Annotated in this window: 16 protein-coding genes and 1 riboswitch; of the genes, 15 read left to right on the top strand and 1 reads right to left on the bottom strand. The window is 40.9% G+C overall.

Annotated elements, in window-relative coordinates:
• The first annotated feature begins 13 nt into the window (after positions 1-13).
• The 7 genes from SIN01_RS03255 (at position 14) to SIN01_RS03225 (ending at position 6,439) form a co-directional block, all read left to right on the top strand.
• A complete protein-coding gene (locus SIN01_RS03255; protein WP_141305970.1) occupies positions 14-1,192 on the top strand; it encodes an aminotransferase class I/II-fold pyridoxal phosphate-dependent enzyme in 1,179 nt (392 codons plus the stop codon).
• 31 nt (positions 1,193-1,223) lie between these two features.
• Positions 1,224-1,994: an SDR family NAD(P)-dependent oxidoreductase gene (locus SIN01_RS03250; protein WP_141305969.1), complete on the top strand. Its 771-nt coding sequence runs from the start codon at positions 1,224-1,226 to the stop codon at positions 1,992-1,994.
• A 40-nt stretch (positions 1,995-2,034) separates the two neighbouring features.
• On the top strand, positions 2,035-3,147 hold the full coding sequence (locus SIN01_RS03245) for an iron-containing alcohol dehydrogenase family protein (protein ID WP_141305968.1): 1,113 nt from the start codon (positions 2,035-2,037) through the stop codon (positions 3,145-3,147).
• A gap of 23 nt (positions 3,148-3,170) precedes the next feature.
• Positions 3,171-3,277, top strand: a riboswitch (SAM riboswitch).
• 68 nt (positions 3,278-3,345) lie between these two features.
• Positions 3,346-4,392, top strand: a complete 1,047-nt coding sequence (locus tag SIN01_RS03240; protein ID WP_174842569.1) for a methionine ABC transporter ATP-binding protein — start codon at positions 3,346-3,348, stop codon at positions 4,390-4,392.
• The gene (locus SIN01_RS03235) at positions 4,385-5,065 is read left to right on the top strand and encodes a methionine ABC transporter permease (RefSeq protein WP_141305967.1); all 681 of its coding nucleotides are present in this window, start codon (positions 4,385-4,387) and stop codon (positions 5,063-5,065) included. Before SIN01_RS03240 ends, SIN01_RS03235 begins: the two co-directional genes overlap by 8 nt.
• Before the next feature lie 12 nt (positions 5,066-5,077).
• On the top strand, positions 5,078-5,914 hold the full coding sequence (locus SIN01_RS03230) for a MetQ/NlpA family ABC transporter substrate-binding protein (protein ID WP_141305966.1): 837 nt from the start codon (positions 5,078-5,080) through the stop codon (positions 5,912-5,914).
• 39 nt (positions 5,915-5,953) lie between these two features.
• A complete protein-coding gene (locus SIN01_RS03225) occupies positions 5,954-6,439 on the top strand; it encodes an S-ribosylhomocysteine lyase (protein WP_028975796.1) in 486 nt (161 codons plus the stop codon).
• 150 nt (positions 6,440-6,589) lie between these two features.
• Here SIN01_RS03225 and SIN01_RS03220 read toward each other — a convergent pair whose 3' ends face one another.
• Entirely contained in the window at positions 6,590-7,360 is a 771-nt protein-coding gene (locus SIN01_RS03220) for a DeoR/GlpR family DNA-binding transcription regulator (RefSeq protein ID WP_028983783.1), read from the bottom strand.
• Positions 7,361-7,661: 301 nt separating this feature from the next.
• Here SIN01_RS03220 and SIN01_RS03215 point away from each other — a divergent pair, with 301 nt between their 5' ends.
• The 8 genes from SIN01_RS03215 (at position 7,662) to SIN01_RS03180 (ending at position 16,433) form a co-directional block, all read left to right on the top strand.
• Positions 7,662-8,933, top strand: a complete 1,272-nt coding sequence (locus SIN01_RS03215) for a class-III pyridoxal-phosphate-dependent aminotransferase (RefSeq protein ID WP_141305965.1) — start codon at positions 7,662-7,664, stop codon at positions 8,931-8,933.
• A gap of 36 nt (positions 8,934-8,969) precedes the next feature.
• Positions 8,970-9,986, top strand: coding sequence for a phosphotransferase enzyme family protein (locus SIN01_RS03210; protein ID WP_141305964.1), 1,017 nt, complete (start codon positions 8,970-8,972; stop codon positions 9,984-9,986).
• Positions 9,987-10,020: 34 nt separating this feature from the next.
• Positions 10,021-11,451, top strand: coding sequence for an APC family permease (locus SIN01_RS03205; protein ID WP_141305963.1), 1,431 nt, complete (start codon positions 10,021-10,023; stop codon positions 11,449-11,451).
• A gap of 38 nt (positions 11,452-11,489) precedes the next feature.
• A complete protein-coding gene (gene fabG / locus SIN01_RS03200; protein WP_141305962.1) occupies positions 11,490-12,254 on the top strand; it encodes a 3-oxoacyl-ACP reductase FabG in 765 nt (254 codons plus the stop codon).
• 479 nt (positions 12,255-12,733) lie between these two features.
• Positions 12,734-14,566: a BglG family transcription antiterminator gene (locus SIN01_RS03195; RefSeq protein ID WP_170214988.1), complete on the top strand. Its 1,833-nt coding sequence runs from the start codon at positions 12,734-12,736 to the stop codon at positions 14,564-14,566.
• Between the two features lie 13 nt (positions 14,567-14,579).
• A complete protein-coding gene (locus tag SIN01_RS03190) occupies positions 14,580-15,710 on the top strand; it encodes an amidohydrolase/deacetylase family metallohydrolase (protein WP_141305960.1) in 1,131 nt (376 codons plus the stop codon).
• A complete protein-coding gene (locus tag SIN01_RS03185; protein WP_141305959.1) occupies positions 15,707-16,066 on the top strand; it encodes a PRD domain-containing protein in 360 nt (119 codons plus the stop codon). The genes SIN01_RS03190 and SIN01_RS03185 overlap by 4 nt, the downstream gene beginning before the upstream one ends.
• Before the next feature lies 1 nt (position 16,067).
• Complete coding sequence (locus tag SIN01_RS03180) at positions 16,068-16,433, top strand: SFCGS family glycine-rich protein (protein WP_141305958.1); 366 nt, start codon at positions 16,068-16,070, stop codon at positions 16,431-16,433.
• Positions 16,434-16,435: the final 2 nt, after the last annotated feature.

Below are 16,435 nucleotides of genomic sequence, written 5' to 3'. Positions count from 1 at the left end.
GGAGGGTGATGGGATGGTTTTCTTCAGTCCTTCGGAACGCGTGAGCAAATTGCCGGTTAATTTTTTCAAAGGTCTTGATCAAAAGCTGGCTGCATCTGCACAGACAGGCCAACCGTTTCTAGATCTTTCAAAAGGAAATCCTGATCTTCCGACACCGCGACACATTGTTGATGCAATGAAAGAGGCGATCGAAAAATCGGAAAATCAAGCGTATCCTCCTTTTTTGGGAAAAGAAAATGTTCGGCAAGCGATCGCTGATTTTTATAAAAGAGAATACGGTGTCGTACTTGATCCGACAAAAGAAATTGCCATTTTTCATGGAGCACATATTGGGATTACCGGAATTCCCCAAGCGCTGCTGAATCCGGGGGATTATATGCTGATTACGGATCCTTGCTACCCAATCTATTATTCTGCTGCGGTGCTTGCGCAAGCCAATACATATGCCATGCCTTTGGAAGAGTCGACTCATTTTCTGCCAGACTATAGATGTATTCCGGACCATGTTCTCGCAAAAGTACGACTTTTATTGCTTAATTATCCGAATAATCCAACTGGAGCACTGGCGACAGAGGCATTCTATCAGTCTACGATTGATTTAGCGAAAAGCCGTCAATTGCCGGTGGTCAATGATTTCGCTTATGCCTCACTTGGGTTTGACGGTCGCAAGCCGCTCAGTATTTTGCAGACCGATCAGGCGAAATCAGTTGCTGTTGAAGTCTACACGATGTCGAAGACCTACGACATGGCAGGTTGGCGTTTTGGTTTTGCAGTTGGCAATGCCTCGATCATTCAGGCATTGAATCACTTTCAGACCCATGCTTACAGTACGGTGTTCGGTGCGGTTCAAGATGCGGCCGCTTGCGCGCTTCAATCTTCACAGCAGTGCGCAGCGGAAATTGCGCATACTTATGAGCGCCGGCGCGATGTGCTGATTCATGGCTTAAGAAAAATTGGCTGGGAGGTTACCGCGCCGCCGGCAGGTACTTTTTTTGCTTGGCTGAAGGTCCCAAAAGGCTATACAAGCGAAACGTTTGCCAATCTGCTTTTCGATGAGGCACATATCGTTGTTGCACCGGGAATCGGCTTCGGAAAAAGAGGCGATTCGTTTATTCGAATCAGTTTAGTGAACGCGGAGGAACGTCTCACTGAGGCGGTTTCGCGCATTAAGGCACTTCATGTATTTGAATGAATTTTGCTAGGAATTGGGGCTGAAATCAGAAATGATCGCTATTGATTTATCAGACAGAAATGTGTTGATTACAGGGGGAAATTCTGGAATCGGCCAAGGCATTACGAAATTATTTCTAGAAGCAGGAGCACGTGTTGCTGTTGCTGATGTTGCTTATAAAGAAAAAGCAGAACGGCAGTCCGAACGGCTTGTTCATCTGAAGCTGGATGTGACAAACAAATCAGAAGTCGACGAAGCGGTGCAGGAAGCAGAGCGCTTACTCGGTCCAATCAGCATTCTCGTGAACAGTGCAGGCATATCAACGATGGATTATGCGGTGGCTATTCGCGAAGAGGATTGGGATCGGGTTATGGATGTCAACGCGAAAGGAACCTTTCTTGTATCTCAAGCAATCGCGCGTCGCATGCTTGAATTGGGAATTGAAGGAAGGATCATCAATATTGCATCGCAGGCGGGGAAAAATGGGTACCGCTGTATGGGAAACTATTGTTCGTCAAAACATGCCGTGCTTGGGTTTACAAAAGTCATGGCGGTCGAACTTGCACCAAAACAAATCTTGGTCAATGCGATTTGTCCTGGAATTGTCGAGACCAGTATGAAGCACCGCGAGCGAATTGATGGTGCGAAGCTGAGAGAATTGACTCCGGAACAGATCTATGAGGAAGATTGTTCTCAGGTTCCGCTTGGACGTACCGCAAAACCGGTCGATGTTGCTCGCGTTGCGCTGTTTCTTGCCAGCGAGCTTTCTTCCTATATGACCGGGCAAGCGATTAATGTTACCGGCGGTATGACGATGAATTAAGCGCAAACGGATTGTTTTGTTGAAAAGGAGCTGAGCGGTAATGGCATATCATGTGATGACGCGCATCGGACCGCAGCAATATGTCTCCGAACAAGGGGCTTACGGATATTTAATTGATTTTCTCAAGTCTTGTTCCGCAACACGCGTGCTTTTTCTACATGGCACCAAGTCGTTGAAGAAAGCTTTGCGTTATCTGCCTCGAGTGAACGAACTTGATATCGACGTGGTTGACCGGACCTTTTCCGGCGAATGTTCGTATCAAGAAGTTGATCGTGTTGCCCAAGATGCCAAAGAAAAGCACGTTGATGTGATCATCGGTCTTGGTGGGGGCAAGGTGCTTGATACGGCAAAAGCTGCTGCATTTCAGACAGGTGGCGTCCCGTTTGTATTGATGCCGACAATGGCAAGTAATTGTGCCGCATGGTCAGCGCTCAGTGTCTTTTATAAAGAAGACGGACGCTGTGTGGGTCATCGGATTTTTCCGAATCAATCCAATCTTGTGCTGCTCGAACCGCGAGTGATTCTCGATTCGCCTTACGACTATTTTGTCGCCGGTATTGCCGATACACTGGCAAAATGGTATGAATCCGAGAGCCTATTGAGGCAAGTGGAACAGAATCATCTATCGATTAAGTATGCACGAGCGTCTGCGACGATGTGTCGCGATGTTCCATTAAAGCATGGAGTTCAAGCGGTTCGAGACATGAAAAAGGGAATCCTGTCGGATGCATGGCAGCTTGTTATGGAAACAAATATTATGGCCGGCGGCCTTGTCGGCGGTCTGGCTGATCAATATGGACGGGCGACTGCAGCTCATTCGGTACACGATGCCCTGACGGTGTTTCCGGAGACCGTGCATCTGCTACATGGAGCAAAAGTCGCCTACGGGATCATGGTGCAGTTAGCGCTTGAAAGAAAGTGGGAGGAGATTCGGCGACTGATTCCTTTTTACTCTGCACTCGAGCTGCCGGCCAATTTGCACGCCTTGCGCCTTGGCCGGCGATCGAAACAGGACATTTGCAGACTGGCGGAACAAGCGGTAACAAAGGATAAAACGATACACCTACTGCCGTTTACAGTAACGGCTGACTCCGTTTATGAGGCAATCATTCGATTAGAAGCGTTAACTGCAGAGACTTCTCAGAATGAATGAGGAGATAACTAAATAAATGATTTTTCTTATCCAGAGAGGCGGAGGGACTGGCCCGATGAACCCCGACAACCAGCGAACGATTGCATGGTGTCAATTCCAGGAGCATGCACCTTGTGTTCAAAGATGAGAAGAGGCAGGAACAAGTCTTCTTCTTAAGAAAACTTGTTTTTTTTTGAGTTATGAAAGGAGGCGGAAGCAATGGCAAAAGAAGTGATTCGCACCGAGAGAATGGCTAAAGTCTTCACAGACGGGAAACAGTCCAATACCGTTCTGAAAAATGTCAATCTGTCAATCAATGAAGGCGATATTTTTGGAATTATCGGTTACAGTGGTGCCGGAAAATCGACGCTTGTCCGATGCTTTAACGGCATTGAAAAACCGACAAGCGGTCATGTATTCTTCGAAGGCCGAGATATTGTCAGTCTGAACGCGAGGGAATTAAGAGCGATTCGTCGCAAAATCGGTATGATCTTTCAACAATTCAATCTCATGCCTTCCCGAACCGTTTTTGGAAATATTGCTTTGCCGCTAAAGCACAGTGGTTTATCGAAACCGGAAATCAAACGACGTGTTCACGAATTGCTCGAACTCGTTGCGTTACCGGATAAAGAGAACGACTATCCGGCGCAGCTGTCCGGAGGGCAGAAACAACGGGTTGCGATTGCTCGAGCGCTGGTCAATCGTCCGAAGATTCTTCTTTGTGATGAAGCGACAAGCGCGCTTGATCCGAAAACGACCAGATCAATTCTTTATTTGCTGAAAAAGTTAAACCGGGAGCTGGGATTAACGATTGTTGTGATTACGCATGAAATGTCGGTTGTCCGGGAGATCTGCCAAAAAATAGCTGTGCTTGATAAAGGAGACATCATCGAGGAAGGTGATGTTTATACAGTATTCTCAAGCCCAAAGAAGGAGTTGACACGCTCATTTATTGAAACCACTTCTAGTCTGGGTAATGTTACACAGCTGATGGATTCGGATGCACCAATGATCAGGCTTCAGCCGGGGCAGTTGTTGATTAAGATGAGCTACGTCACAAATAGTGTTTCTGAACCGCTGATTTCTTATATTTCTCGGGCGTACCAAGTTGATGCCAACATTGTTTTCGGCGATATCCAGATCTTAAGTGATCATCCGCTTGGGGGTCTAGTGGTCATTTTAAGTGGAGAGAAATCACGGATCAATCAAGCCATTGATTATCTTAAACAAAAACATGTGGCCATTGAGGTGTTGAATCATGGATAATCTCGTGCGTATTTTGCTGCCTAATGTTTCTGAGGTTCTTGACGAATTTTATCTTTCGATTATTCAGACGCTGCAGATGGTGTTCATATCCGGTTTGATCTCGTTTGTCTTAAGTCTGATTATCGGTATTGTACTAGTTGTTACAAAAAAGAATGGACTCTTGGAGCGGCCGATTGTCTTTAACCTTTTTGATAAAGTAATCAATTTATTTCGTTCAATTCCGTTCATCATCTTAATTGCAGCACTCATCCCAATTACTCGTTTAATCTCTGGAACGGCGGTTGGTGTTCAAGGGACGCTTTTCCCACTCGTTGTCGGCATTACGCCGTTTTTTTCTAGGCAGATTGAGTCGGCACTCAGTGAAGTAGACGAGGGACTTGTTGAATCAGGGACAGCAATGGGTTTATCACCGGTTCAAATCATTTTTTCAATTTATCTTAAAGAGGGCATCGCTTCGATCGTGCGCGTTTCGACCATTACGATGATTAGTCTTATTGGTTTAACAGCGATTGTCGGAGTAGTCGGTGGAGGTGGTATTGGCGATTTTGCGATTCGTTACGGCTACCAAATGAATCAGCTTGACGCAACGTATCTTTCAATTATTGTCCTGCTGATTTTCGTCAGCATTGTTCAAGTTCTTGGGACATTTCTTGCAAATAAACACACACATTAGGAGGCAGACGTGATGAATCATCAATTTAAAAAGATTAGCGGTGTTTTACTGGCACTTATTTTTGTACTCATGCTTGGTGCCTGCGGGTCATCAAGTGGTTCAGGAGATGTGAAGGAAGTTAAAGTAGGGGTGGTCGGAAACAGCGATGATCCGATTTGGAAACAGGTCAATAAGAACTTGAAGAGTCAGCATATTCAAGTGAAATTGGTCAAATTTAGTGATGGGATTATTGCCAATCAGTCGTTGGACAATAAAGAATTAGATCTGACTGCATTTCAGCACTATGCGTTTCTGCATCAGGAAGAAAAGCAAAAGGGCTATAAATTCACAGTGATTGGCGATTCATATATCGTTCCTTTGAATGTCTACTCGGATAAGCTGAAAAGCTTGAATCAGATTAAAAAAGGTGACAAAATCGCTATTCCAAACAACGTGACCAATGCCGGACGAGCTTTGAAAGTTTTGGAAAGTGCCGGGCTGATCAAACTCGATCCAAGTAAAGGTTATTCACCGGCTGTAAAAGACATTATTGAGAATAAAAAGCAAGTCAAGATTGTTGAGGTTGATCCAGCTAAGATTCCAAGCCTGCTGCCTGACTTTGCAGCAGGGATTACCAACAGCAACTTCATTCTTGATAATAAAATGGATCCGGTTAAGGATTCCATATACAGCATCAAACCGGATCTTAGTGACACAAACAACAAGCCATGGATCAATGTCATTGTTGCAAGAACGGCAGACAATAACAACGGCGTTTATAAAAAGGTAGTTAAAGCATATCAGACGCAATCGGTTGCAAACACTATCAAAAAAACATATAACGGTGTATATGTACCCGCGTTTAAATGATACGATAAATATAAATGAAGCGAAAAGGAGTGTTTCATCATGGCAAAAGTTGAAAGTTTCACCCTTGACCATACGAAGGTTCTCGCGCCTTATGTGCGCTTAATTGCCACACAAAAAGGACCGAAAGGCGATGTCATCCAGAATTATGACCTGCGCTTTGTACAGCCGAATGAAAATGCCATTCCAACTGCAGGACTGCACACGATTGAACACATGCTGGCAAGCCTTCTGCGCGATCGGCTTGAAGGCGTCATTGACTGCTCACCGTTTGGCTGCCGCACAGGGTTTCACCTGATTCTTTGGGGCGAACATGATCCGGTTGATGTCGCCAAAGCATTAAAAGGATCGCTTGAATTTATCGCCGGGCCGGCAACATGGGACGATGTTCAAGGTACAACCATTGAGAGTTGCGGCAACTATCGCGATCACTCGCTCTTTTCAGCGAAAGAATGGGCGAAAAAGATCGTTGAAGCCGGAATCAGCTCCGACCCATTTGAACGCAAAGTCGTCACAGAGTCGTTGTAAAACGATTAAGTTAAGACGTTTAACGTATAAAAAGTATATAGACTGAATGAGAAAACCCTAGAAGTTAATGATTGACTTAACTTCTGGGGTTAATTTATTTTCTGAAGTTGTACAAATATAAAATGAACGTGCTGCTTCTTAAATGGTATTCTACTCAGCAAAAAGTAATTGAACCCCACTGTCTTCAATGTGTTTCTTTAAATCTTCAGGGCACGGATTTGTTGTAATAAGGGTTGATATGTCTTGCAATGAACAGATATGAGCAAAGGTTGCTACTTCAAGTTTTGAGTGATCAGCAACTACAATGGACTCATTAGATCGTTCAATGAGCAGTCCGGACATTTTTGCTTCATTCAAGTCATAGTCATTAATACCCTCTGCAATTGATATACCCCCAGCAGGTATAAATGCTTTATCTGCTCTGAGTTGTTTTAAAGATAGTTCAGCGAGGAGTCCATGAGTCGATTTTTGGGATTTGTCAACTTCTCCACCGATAAAAATAATCGGTCCGTTGAAGGATTTCATTGCCTTTAAAAGAACGGGCGTTGAGTACGTGATGAGTGTAACGTTTTGCTTATCAGATAGAAAATCAATCATTTCGACGGTTGTGGTCCCGTTTCCGATCATGATGATATCCTCATCCTCCACAAGTTCCGCTGCGCGTCTGCCAATTGCTTTCTTTTCTTCCGCATTGATAAGACTTTTTTGTGTGAATGGGGGTTCCCATAAATTGGATCCTGGCAAAACTGCCCCGCCATAAACCTTTTTTAACTTTCCTTCCTTTTCCAGTCTATCAAGATCTCTTCGAACGGTTTCAGAAGATACATTTAATGATTGTGCTAGATCAGGTACCTGAATCGTTTTTTCTTTTAATAATTGATCTAATATTTTTTTCTTCCGTTGTTCAAATGCTAAGGACACTTTTGCACACTCCACTTCATTTTATAAGAGTGATTGATGAATAGTCACCAATCCACATTAATGGTTGTTTGAATTTTACCATGATTAGACCAATTAAACTAGATATATTTATGTTCTTAATGGATTTTTTAATTTATATAACAACATAAAACCACACAAAATAATCAATAAAATTAAAAAATATGTTAAAAAATCTAACAAAATGATTGATTAATCCACAACAAAACACTAATATGTCACTAACGATCAATTGACAATATTTTCTGAGGATTACAAGCAAATGAGTTAAGGAGGGATTCTTATGTTTAACTTAAAGACTTTGGCAAAAAAAGAAGCACTGGAAAAGGGGACAAAATGGTGGAATCCTGGAAAAGCAAAGCAATGGCATGATGATGGAATTGATTTAGTGATTGGAAAGCGTGAGGGCTATTATTTTTATGACATGGACGGAAAACAATTAATGGATGTCCATTTAAATGGCGGAACGTATAATCTTGGACATCGGAATCCCGAAATAATTCAAACGTTAATTGACGCGATGAAAGAGTTTGATGTTGGGAATCACCATTTTCCATCTGCTGCACGAGCTCAATTTGCGGAGGATTTGGCAAAAGTGACACCGCCTAACTTGAAATATTCCATTTTTTCGAGCAGCGGGGGCGATGCGATTGATGTAGCAATTAAATGTGCCCGTTATGTAACGAAACGGAAGAAAATAATTTCAATAAAAAACGGATTCCACGGACATTCGGGTCTCGCAGTTGCGCTTGGGAACGCACGCTATTCAAAACTCTTTTTAAGCGATGGGGAGCCTGGTGAATATGTTCATGTTCCATTTAATGATTTGGATGCAATGGAACAGGCGATATCGAGAGGTGACGCTGCTGCAGTGGTTATTGAGACCATTCCGGCGACTTATGGATTTCCGATCCCAAAAGATGGTTATCTTGCGGCTGTGAAAGAACTCTGTGAAAAATTTGGCACACTGTATGTTGCCGATGAAGTACAAACGGGACTCATGCGAACGGGAAAAATGTGGGGGATTGAACATTATGGTGTACAACCGGACATTCTTGTTACGTCAAAAGGCCTTAGTGGTGGAATTTATCCTGTATCTGCGACGATCGTGAATGAAGAGGCGGGGCAATGGATGCTGGAAGATGCATCGGCTCATATTTCAACATTTGGCGGGTCGGAGCTTGGATGTATTGTGGGGATGAAAGTGCTGGAGATGACAAATAGTGAGAAGGTTCGTGAAAATGTTGCTTTCATTTCCAAATATCTTCGAGAGGGTCTGGATACGATTAAAGACAATCAGTCAAACTTTTTTTCTGAAATCAGACAAAAGGGCGTTGTTATGGGATTGGTTTTCAACCATCCGGAAGGTGCAAAATATGTAATGCAATCGCTTTATAGACATGGGGTATGGGCAATTTATTCAATGCTTGATCCAAGAGTATTGCAGTTTAAGCCCGGAATACTGTGCGACAAAAAGTTTTGTGATGAATTACTAACACGAGTTGAAACAGGAATTAGCGAAGCCGCTAAAAAAGTAGAGTTGCATGTTAACTGAATGGTACCATCAACTGGTTGAGAGGAGGTTTTATTAGTGGCTAAAATCTTACAAGATCAGCAGCAAGCCATCTTCAATCAATATGACCAAATTGCATCGCGTGCTTTAGCTAATTATGCAATAGATCCGCGTGCAGTTGTACGTCCGCTAAATTACTCTGAAAATGTTGTGTATCTGATTGAAGAGAGGGACAGTAAAACGCGCTTTATTTTACGTGTGGGGAAACCGGATTATCATAATAATGGTGAAGTTGAAGCAGAATTGGCGTGGATGAGCATTGTCAAAAAGGAATCCAAAATAGAGATTCCGGATGTAGTTAAAGGAATCAATGGTAAGTATGTTCAAAAATTGTTAAGTGATGAAAGTGATGCCATCTATTACTGTGTCCTATTTACCTTCCTATCTGGACAGTCACTCGATGATGATCTTAATGCTTTACCAATATACTTTGAGCAAATTGGTGAGATAGCAGCAGAATTTCATAATATTAATAGCAAAAATTTGATCAGATTAGGTGATTTTAAGCGCCCGGTATGGAATTATGAAACAACGTTGGGCGTGGATGCGAAGTGGGGGAGATGGCAAGAAGGCTTAGGCATTGATGATCAGAAAATGAATGTGTTTCAGCGTGTCGCTGATATTATTCAAAAGCGGTTGGAACGTTTTGGGGTAAATGATGATCGATTTGGGCTTATTCATGCTGATTTACGTACGGTCAATTTATTAACAGAAGGTGAGAAATTAAAGGTCATTGATTTTGATGATTGTGGTTTTAGCTGGTATCTATACGATTTAGCTGCTTCACTCAGTTTTATTGAGCACATGGATTATGTCCCCAAATTGGTTAAATTGTGGTTGTCTGGGTACAGAAAACATCGCTATCTTTCCTTAGAAGAAGAACATGAGATTCCTACATTTATCATGATGAGAAGACTTGCATTGCTTGGGTGGGTCGGCAGTCATTCGGATACTGAAACAGCAAAAGAAATGGGAAGAGATTTTACCATTAAAACCGAAAGATTAGCTAAATACTATCTGAAATTATTTTCATAACGAGTAAAAAATGAATGAAAAGAGGGCATGAGCGATGGCAAAAGAGTACAGTGAAGTTGTACGTTTAGAATCGACTGAACTTTCGAAATATGGTTATAAACAAGAACTTGATCGAACGATGAATGTTTGGCAGCTAACAGCCTTTGGATTAAACTATATGGTGCCGATTGCCCCAGCTATTATCTTTGGTTCGCTTCTCAGCATCTCTGGCGGAACGGTTGCCTTGCCCTATCTGCTTGCGGGTATTGCAATGTTGTTGACCGGAATCAGTTATTCAACAATGGTTAAGAATTTTCCCCTTGCAGGATCCGTATATAACTATGTTGGCAGGGGATGTAATGTTCATCTCGGTTTTGTTAGTGGATGGGTATTAACCTTGGACTATGTTTTGATACCAACCGTCACCTCGGCCAGTGCAGCTTATTTTGCACAACAATATTTTCCATCTATGCCTTATTGGTCACTGCTTGCAATCTTTACTTTGGGAATAGGGCTGATGAATCTGTTCGGTATCGAATTATTATCAAAATTAGGTCTGTGGCTACTCGTTGCTGGGGAATTTATTGTGTGGATGACCATTCTTGTGTGGGCGCATGCCGTTCAATCAAACGGAGTTGGAACAGGTTCAATTTTAAGCGTTGAGCCGCTCCAATTTACTAATTTTTCAGCTTTAGCAACGGCTACCTCACTGGCCGTTTTTAGTTTTCTTGGATTTGATGCCATAACAACACTAGCCGAGGAAACAAAACATCCTAAAAGAGATATCCCCAGAGCTATTTACTGGTGTGTGGGTATTGGAACAATTACGATGGTCGCTACGGGGTACGTCGGAATGCTTGTTATTCCAGACTGGGCAACCCATATTAATAATGAAACATGGGTGGCAACAACGCTGTTTCAAGTCACACAGATGACTGGCGGACAACTGATCACAACGATTTACACCGCCTGCTTTTTAACAGAAATGGCAGTATTTAATTTGGTGGCCACAGCGGCGGGGGCACGATTGTTGTATGGTATGGGACGAGACTCCTTGATCCCTAAGAAAATATTCGCCAGTATTAATAAAAAGTGGAAGACCCCTCACTGGAATATTATTATCATTGTTACGATTGAATTTGTTTTAGGCATCAGTGCCAACATCACTGCATTATCAAATTTAGTCAATTATGGTGCTTTATTCGGATTTGCTGCATTGAATCTATCTGTAATTTGGTTGTACTATATCAAGAAAAAAGGTTCTTCGTTGAAAGAAAATGATGAGCATTTAATAAAACCCAAAGGATGGCAACATTTACGCTACCTAATTCTGCCGCTTTTAGGGTTTGCGGTAATCGCCTATGTTTGGGTAAGCATGGATCGCATGGCGCTTTTGATCGGTACAATATGGTTGATACTAGGAGTAGTCTTTTTAGCAGTTAAAACGAAGGGATTTCGTCAATTGCCTCCCGAGTTGCATCAATAACCGATGTATTTCTAACTAGGATTGAAAGGGGCACCATAATGTCTTATTCATTCAATAAGAAAACCGTTTTGATTACAGGTGCGACAAAAGGAATTGGTTTGGGAATTGCCGAAGCGTTCGCAGCACATGGAGCAAATGTTGCGATTATTTCCCGACATAGTGTGCCAGCGACTATTGATAAACTAACGAAAAATGGTGGTAGTGCAAAATTTTTCTCTGGAGATGTGAGTGATAGTTACTCTATAAAGAAAGCTGCTGGTGCTGTTGCCGACTATTATGGAAAAATAGATATTGTATGTCCAAATGCAGGCGTTTTTCCAACAACACTATTGGAGGAGATTAGTGATCAAGAATGGTCTGAGGTCATGGATACCAATGTTCGCGGTACCTTTTCTCTTGTGAAATATTGTCTCCCTTATTTGAGAGAATCTCCTCATGGCAGAGTGGTCATCACCTCATCGATAACCGGGGCAATTACTGGATATAAAGGCTTTTCTCATTATGGCGCCAGCAAAGCAGCACAGTTAGGGTTTATGAGAAGTGCAGCTTTGGAACTCGCTTCCAACAACATTACCATTAATGCTGTTTTACCGGGAAATATCATGACAGAGGGCTTGGCCGAGTTGGGTGAAGATTATTTATCCCAAATGGCCAGTTCAATTCCATTAAAAAGACTGGGAACGCCTGCCGATATAGCTCATGCTGTCCTTTTTCTTGCTTCTGAAGAGGCAGATTATATTACTGGACAAACACTTGTTGTTGATGGGGGACAAACCATTCCGGAGAATCTAAGTGCTCTCTAAGAAATAGTCCATATTATTAATAACAAATAATGTGATTCGAAAGAAGGAAAACCTCAGCCTCTAATTGGTGCTGAGGTTTTTTAAAATATGTTGCAACAAGACGGAAAGGAAAAAGATTGGACACACATAACTTGGCCATGCTCAGAAATATCTCTTTAGTTTCGATTCCTTTGTCGGTATAAAATTTATTATTAGATTCATAAACACTGATTTTATCACATGATTAAGCACTATTGATTTCGTTTTGCACCGATAAAATGCAAAAAAATATATCTGTTTGTATAAATATGTTCGATAATTGGTCGGAAATCGAGAAATATGCGAACTATTTTAATATATGTTTTATTTGATGATGTGATAAAATCTAACATACATAGGCTTGAGTTGCACTAGTCATGTGCAAGAACTTTGTCTTTTCTTAAAATAACTGATTTCTTATACTATTTATGAAGTTCAGGATAAACCATGGGAGTGGGCAGATGTTAGGTGTTAGAGGACTTCAAATTTTGAATCAGATACTTAATTCATCGACTGTCATTAATGCAAAAATCTTGGCAAATGAATATCAGGTAAGTCTCCGAACTATTAAATATGATCTTAAAAAGATTAAAAATTGGTTCAATGAGCATGGGGTACAACTGATTGTTCAACCGAGAAAAGGATATTGGATTGAATGTGAACCCAAAAAATTACTTGAATTGAGAAATGAATTATTTAAATTGGAGCACACACAATTATACTCCAATCAGGAAACAAGAGTAAATCGAAGCCTTGTTTTCTTGGGGTTCAGCAATCGTGCAATTACAGCAGAAAATATTGCCAATGAATTTACGGTCAGTCGAAACACAATATTGAACGATATTAGGAAGGTATCTGATTCTGCAAGACGATGGGGGGTTGAGTTACTAAGAATTAAGAGACAAGGATATTCATTAGTTGGTGAAGAAATTCGTGTTCGCCGAATGCTGGAGCATTTAATTATGGAAAGCATGAATAATTATGAGGTTTATCGACTAACGGAAGGAATTATGGGTAATGGAGATAGTTATCACTTTTACCACATGCTTGATCAGCAAATTCATGCAATCTATAAAATTGTAGAGAAAAGAGTATCTCACTATTTTGATGAGGGTGTTTTTGAATCAAAAAATAAAACAGATATTCTTACCTTGATCCTTCGAATGACGATTTCGCTAAAGAGGATGCAACTTGGTTATACAATGGGCGGTTATCAGCTTCTTGATCGTACCAAACTGGATGGTGGTTATGATCTCAAAATAGTGGATATAGTCGAAAATGTATACCATGATTTATCATTCCCATTACTAGAAAATGAATACACGTACTGTTTTGGTAAATTGAACTTTAATAATATAATCATTGATCCTTTTGAATTAACGGAACAGATCATTCAATTTGTATCTGAAAAAGAAAATTTACCGTTTGCAAATGACTCTAAACTTCACGATAATCTTTTTGCGCATTTGTCACTTCGCATGGGCAAGAATCAATTATCAAGCAATGATTTTAATCCTATGAATCTAGAAATAAAACAGCAGCATCCGCTCCTTTTTCAACATGTCTATCAAGCTTGTGAAAAATTTATCTCGAATGAGCAGATTGTTCAAGAATCTTTTGTTTCGCTCATTGTGCTGCATTTCATTGTTTCCTACGAAGAAATGAAAACAGTGGCAAAAAAAGTCCGTGCCCTTTATGTTTGCTCAACAGGTAGAGGTGTTGCGCGTCTGATTAAACATCGGCTTGAAACACATATTACCAATGTTCAAATGGTTGCTTACTGTTCCATCATGGATGTTGAGCGTATGTGCAGGGAATATAATATTGACCTGATCATTAGCATCTTTCCGATTGAGACATCAAAACAGGTTATTGTAATTTCCACATTGCCTCAGGACATTGATTATCAAATGATTCAGGAAAAAGTTGATCAAATTTTAGACGAGATACCGGCTGATCGTGCGTTATCTGTTCCAGATGATATCGTCACTATTCCGAGATCAGGTGAAGCAATGACAGAGGAAATCATACTAAAAGGTTTTGAGGTGTACGATCAAATAGTTGAGGAATTATCAGTTCAGCTGCACAAGACGCGACAAAAAGGGTTGTTTCTCCATATTCTGCTCATGGTAAATCGCTATTTTTATAACAAACAATATGATTTAGTTGGAACTGAAATCGATCCTGAGATAAGTGACGAATTGATAATCAAATTGAAAAAGGTACTGGAAAAGAATCAATTATTTCTTCAAGAGTCTGAATTTTTGGCTTTGCTTCAATATTTTTGTAAATAAAGAAGGTACTATTATGTTAACGACTAATGATGTCATAATCATCGGTGGACAAGTAATTGATCCGGATAAACCGGAATTGGGAATTGTAAAAAAAGATATTGGAATACGCAATGGCGTTTTTGTTCCCGCTCATCAGCTTGATACCTCTACGACAACAGTCATTAATGCAGAAAATCATTATGTGTCGCCAGGATTTATTGATCTTCATGTTCATGTTTTCAATGAGCATGCGAAAATCAGCATTGATGCAGATCGTGTTGGTATTACTCAAGGAGTTACAACCATTGTCGATGCCGGTAGTTCCGGATTTGATGTGTTCGATGCTTTTCGTGATCATGTCATTCGTAACCATAAGACCGAGGTTTTGGCTTTCTTAAATATTGCTAAGAAGGGCTTAACTAGAAATCTAAGTGAACTGGCAGATCCTGAAGATCTGATGAATATTGAAGAAGCGCAAGAAATTTTCATGAACGAAAAATCACTTGTGGGAATCAAAGCACGAATGAGCCGATCAGTTACAAAAGACCAAGATGTTAAGCCACTTGTGCATGCTAGAAAATTGGCTGATAAACTTGGCGTACCCATTATGGTACATATCGGAAATCCTCCTCCGTACTTACCGGATATTTTCCCATTACTCAAAAAGGGAGACATTGTCACTCATGCTTTTCACGGAAAGGAGCATGGAATATTAAATGAGCATCATTTGTTGATTCCCGAAGCGCTGGAAGCCTTGAAACGTGGTGTGCTTTTCGACATCGGTCATGGATCGGACAGTTTTAATTATCAAACGATGCGCTATTTTAAGAAACAATACTGTTACAACTTTACAAGTAGTACGGATGCTTATGATAAAAATATTCAAAAACCTGTAGGTAGCTTAATGACAACAATGTCAAAGCTGTTAGAGTTAGGCTTTTCATTGCCATTCGTTGTTCAGTCTGTAACTTCGAGATCAAGAAAAGCACTCAATTTAAAAGAACAAGGCACTTTTCAATATGGTACACGTGCGGATGTCACGTTATTTGATGTTAAACAAAATCCAACATCATTTTTTGATTCAAATGGTAATGAACTTCTCTGTCACCAGGTCATCACACCATTCATGACGATACGATCTGGACGGGCGGTGTATCAATTATGACCGAAAATGATTGGAAAGTTAGGTATTATGAATTTTCTAAACGAAGTGGTGACACTATTCTTTTTGATCGAATTATTAATGAAATTAAACGTTGTTTGCAAGCAAGATCTATTATTTTAAACCAGACTCAATTACTGGGTATTGCTTCACATGTATCCGGCATGATTCAAAGGAGTATAAGCAAGAATGCAATAGTTGTTGAAAACAAAGATCTTTTTTCCGAAATATCTGAACATAATTTGGAATTGGCAGCTAGTATTTGTCATTTAATCAATGGCTTAAATGATGACGAAAAGTATTTGTTATCGATCCATTTTGAAAATGTTGAAACGGAACAATCGAAAGGAAATGTATAAAATGGCAGAAAAGATTGTTGTTGTAATTGGTGATCGGCTCGGCAAAGGTCAAAATGTAGCAAAAGGTGTGCAAAAGGCAGGAGGAACTGCAATCCTGATTCCAGGAGTAGGAGCAGATATGCGTCTTGGGGACATTATGTACAAAAATAAAGCTGATTTGGGGATCTCATTTTGTGGAAGTGGTGGTGCTGGTGCGATTACTGCTCAAAACAAGTATGGGTATCCGGCGCAATACGGCATGCTCTCAATTGAGGAAGGAGAAACCGCTGTAAAGCAAGGGAAAAAAGCATTGGGATTTGGTTTTAATGACGTTGAGGAACTAGGAAAGCGTATTACACTTGCCTATAAAACGATTAAGGAGGAATGAGA

Origin of the sequence: Sporolactobacillus inulinus, from assembly GCF_006539285.1 — a bacterium.
Classification (GTDB): Bacteria; Bacillota; Bacilli; order Bacillales; family Sporolactobacillaceae; genus Sporolactobacillus; species Sporolactobacillus inulinus.
Note: the sequence above shows the minus strand (reverse complement) of the source record. Positions and strands in the feature narration are given on the sequence as shown.

Coding starts and splice junctions, on each gene's coding strand:
- SIN01_RS03195 (WP_170214988.1), top strand. CDS start 12,734: ATGTTAGGTGTTAGAGGACTTCAAATTTTGAATCAGATACTTAATTCA.
- SIN01_RS03185 (WP_141305959.1), top strand. CDS start 15,707: ATGACCGAAAATGATTGGAAAGTTAGGTATTATGAATTTTCTAAACGA.
- SIN01_RS03250 (WP_141305969.1), top strand. CDS start 1,224: ATGATCGCTATTGATTTATCAGACAGAAATGTGTTGATTACAGGGGGA.
- SIN01_RS03215 (WP_141305965.1), top strand. CDS start 7,662: ATGTTTAACTTAAAGACTTTGGCAAAAAAAGAAGCACTGGAAAAGGGG.
- SIN01_RS03205 (WP_141305963.1), top strand. CDS start 10,021: ATGGCAAAAGAGTACAGTGAAGTTGTACGTTTAGAATCGACTGAACTT.
- SIN01_RS03255 (WP_141305970.1), top strand. CDS start 14: ATGGTTTTCTTCAGTCCTTCGGAACGCGTGAGCAAATTGCCGGTTAAT.
- SIN01_RS03235 (WP_141305967.1), top strand. CDS start 4,385: ATGGATAATCTCGTGCGTATTTTGCTGCCTAATGTTTCTGAGGTTCTT.
- SIN01_RS03225 (WP_028975796.1), top strand. CDS start 5,954: ATGGCAAAAGTTGAAAGTTTCACCCTTGACCATACGAAGGTTCTCGCG.
- SIN01_RS03240 (WP_174842569.1), top strand. CDS start 3,346: ATGGCAAAAGAAGTGATTCGCACCGAGAGAATGGCTAAAGTCTTCACA.
- fabG (WP_141305962.1), top strand. CDS start 11,490: ATGTCTTATTCATTCAATAAGAAAACCGTTTTGATTACAGGTGCGACA.
- SIN01_RS03180 (WP_141305958.1), top strand. CDS start 16,068: ATGGCAGAAAAGATTGTTGTTGTAATTGGTGATCGGCTCGGCAAAGGT.
- SIN01_RS03230 (WP_141305966.1), top strand. CDS start 5,078: ATGAATCATCAATTTAAAAAGATTAGCGGTGTTTTACTGGCACTTATT.
- SIN01_RS03245 (WP_141305968.1), top strand. CDS start 2,035: ATGGCATATCATGTGATGACGCGCATCGGACCGCAGCAATATGTCTCC.
- SIN01_RS03190 (WP_141305960.1), top strand. CDS start 14,580: ATGTTAACGACTAATGATGTCATAATCATCGGTGGACAAGTAATTGAT.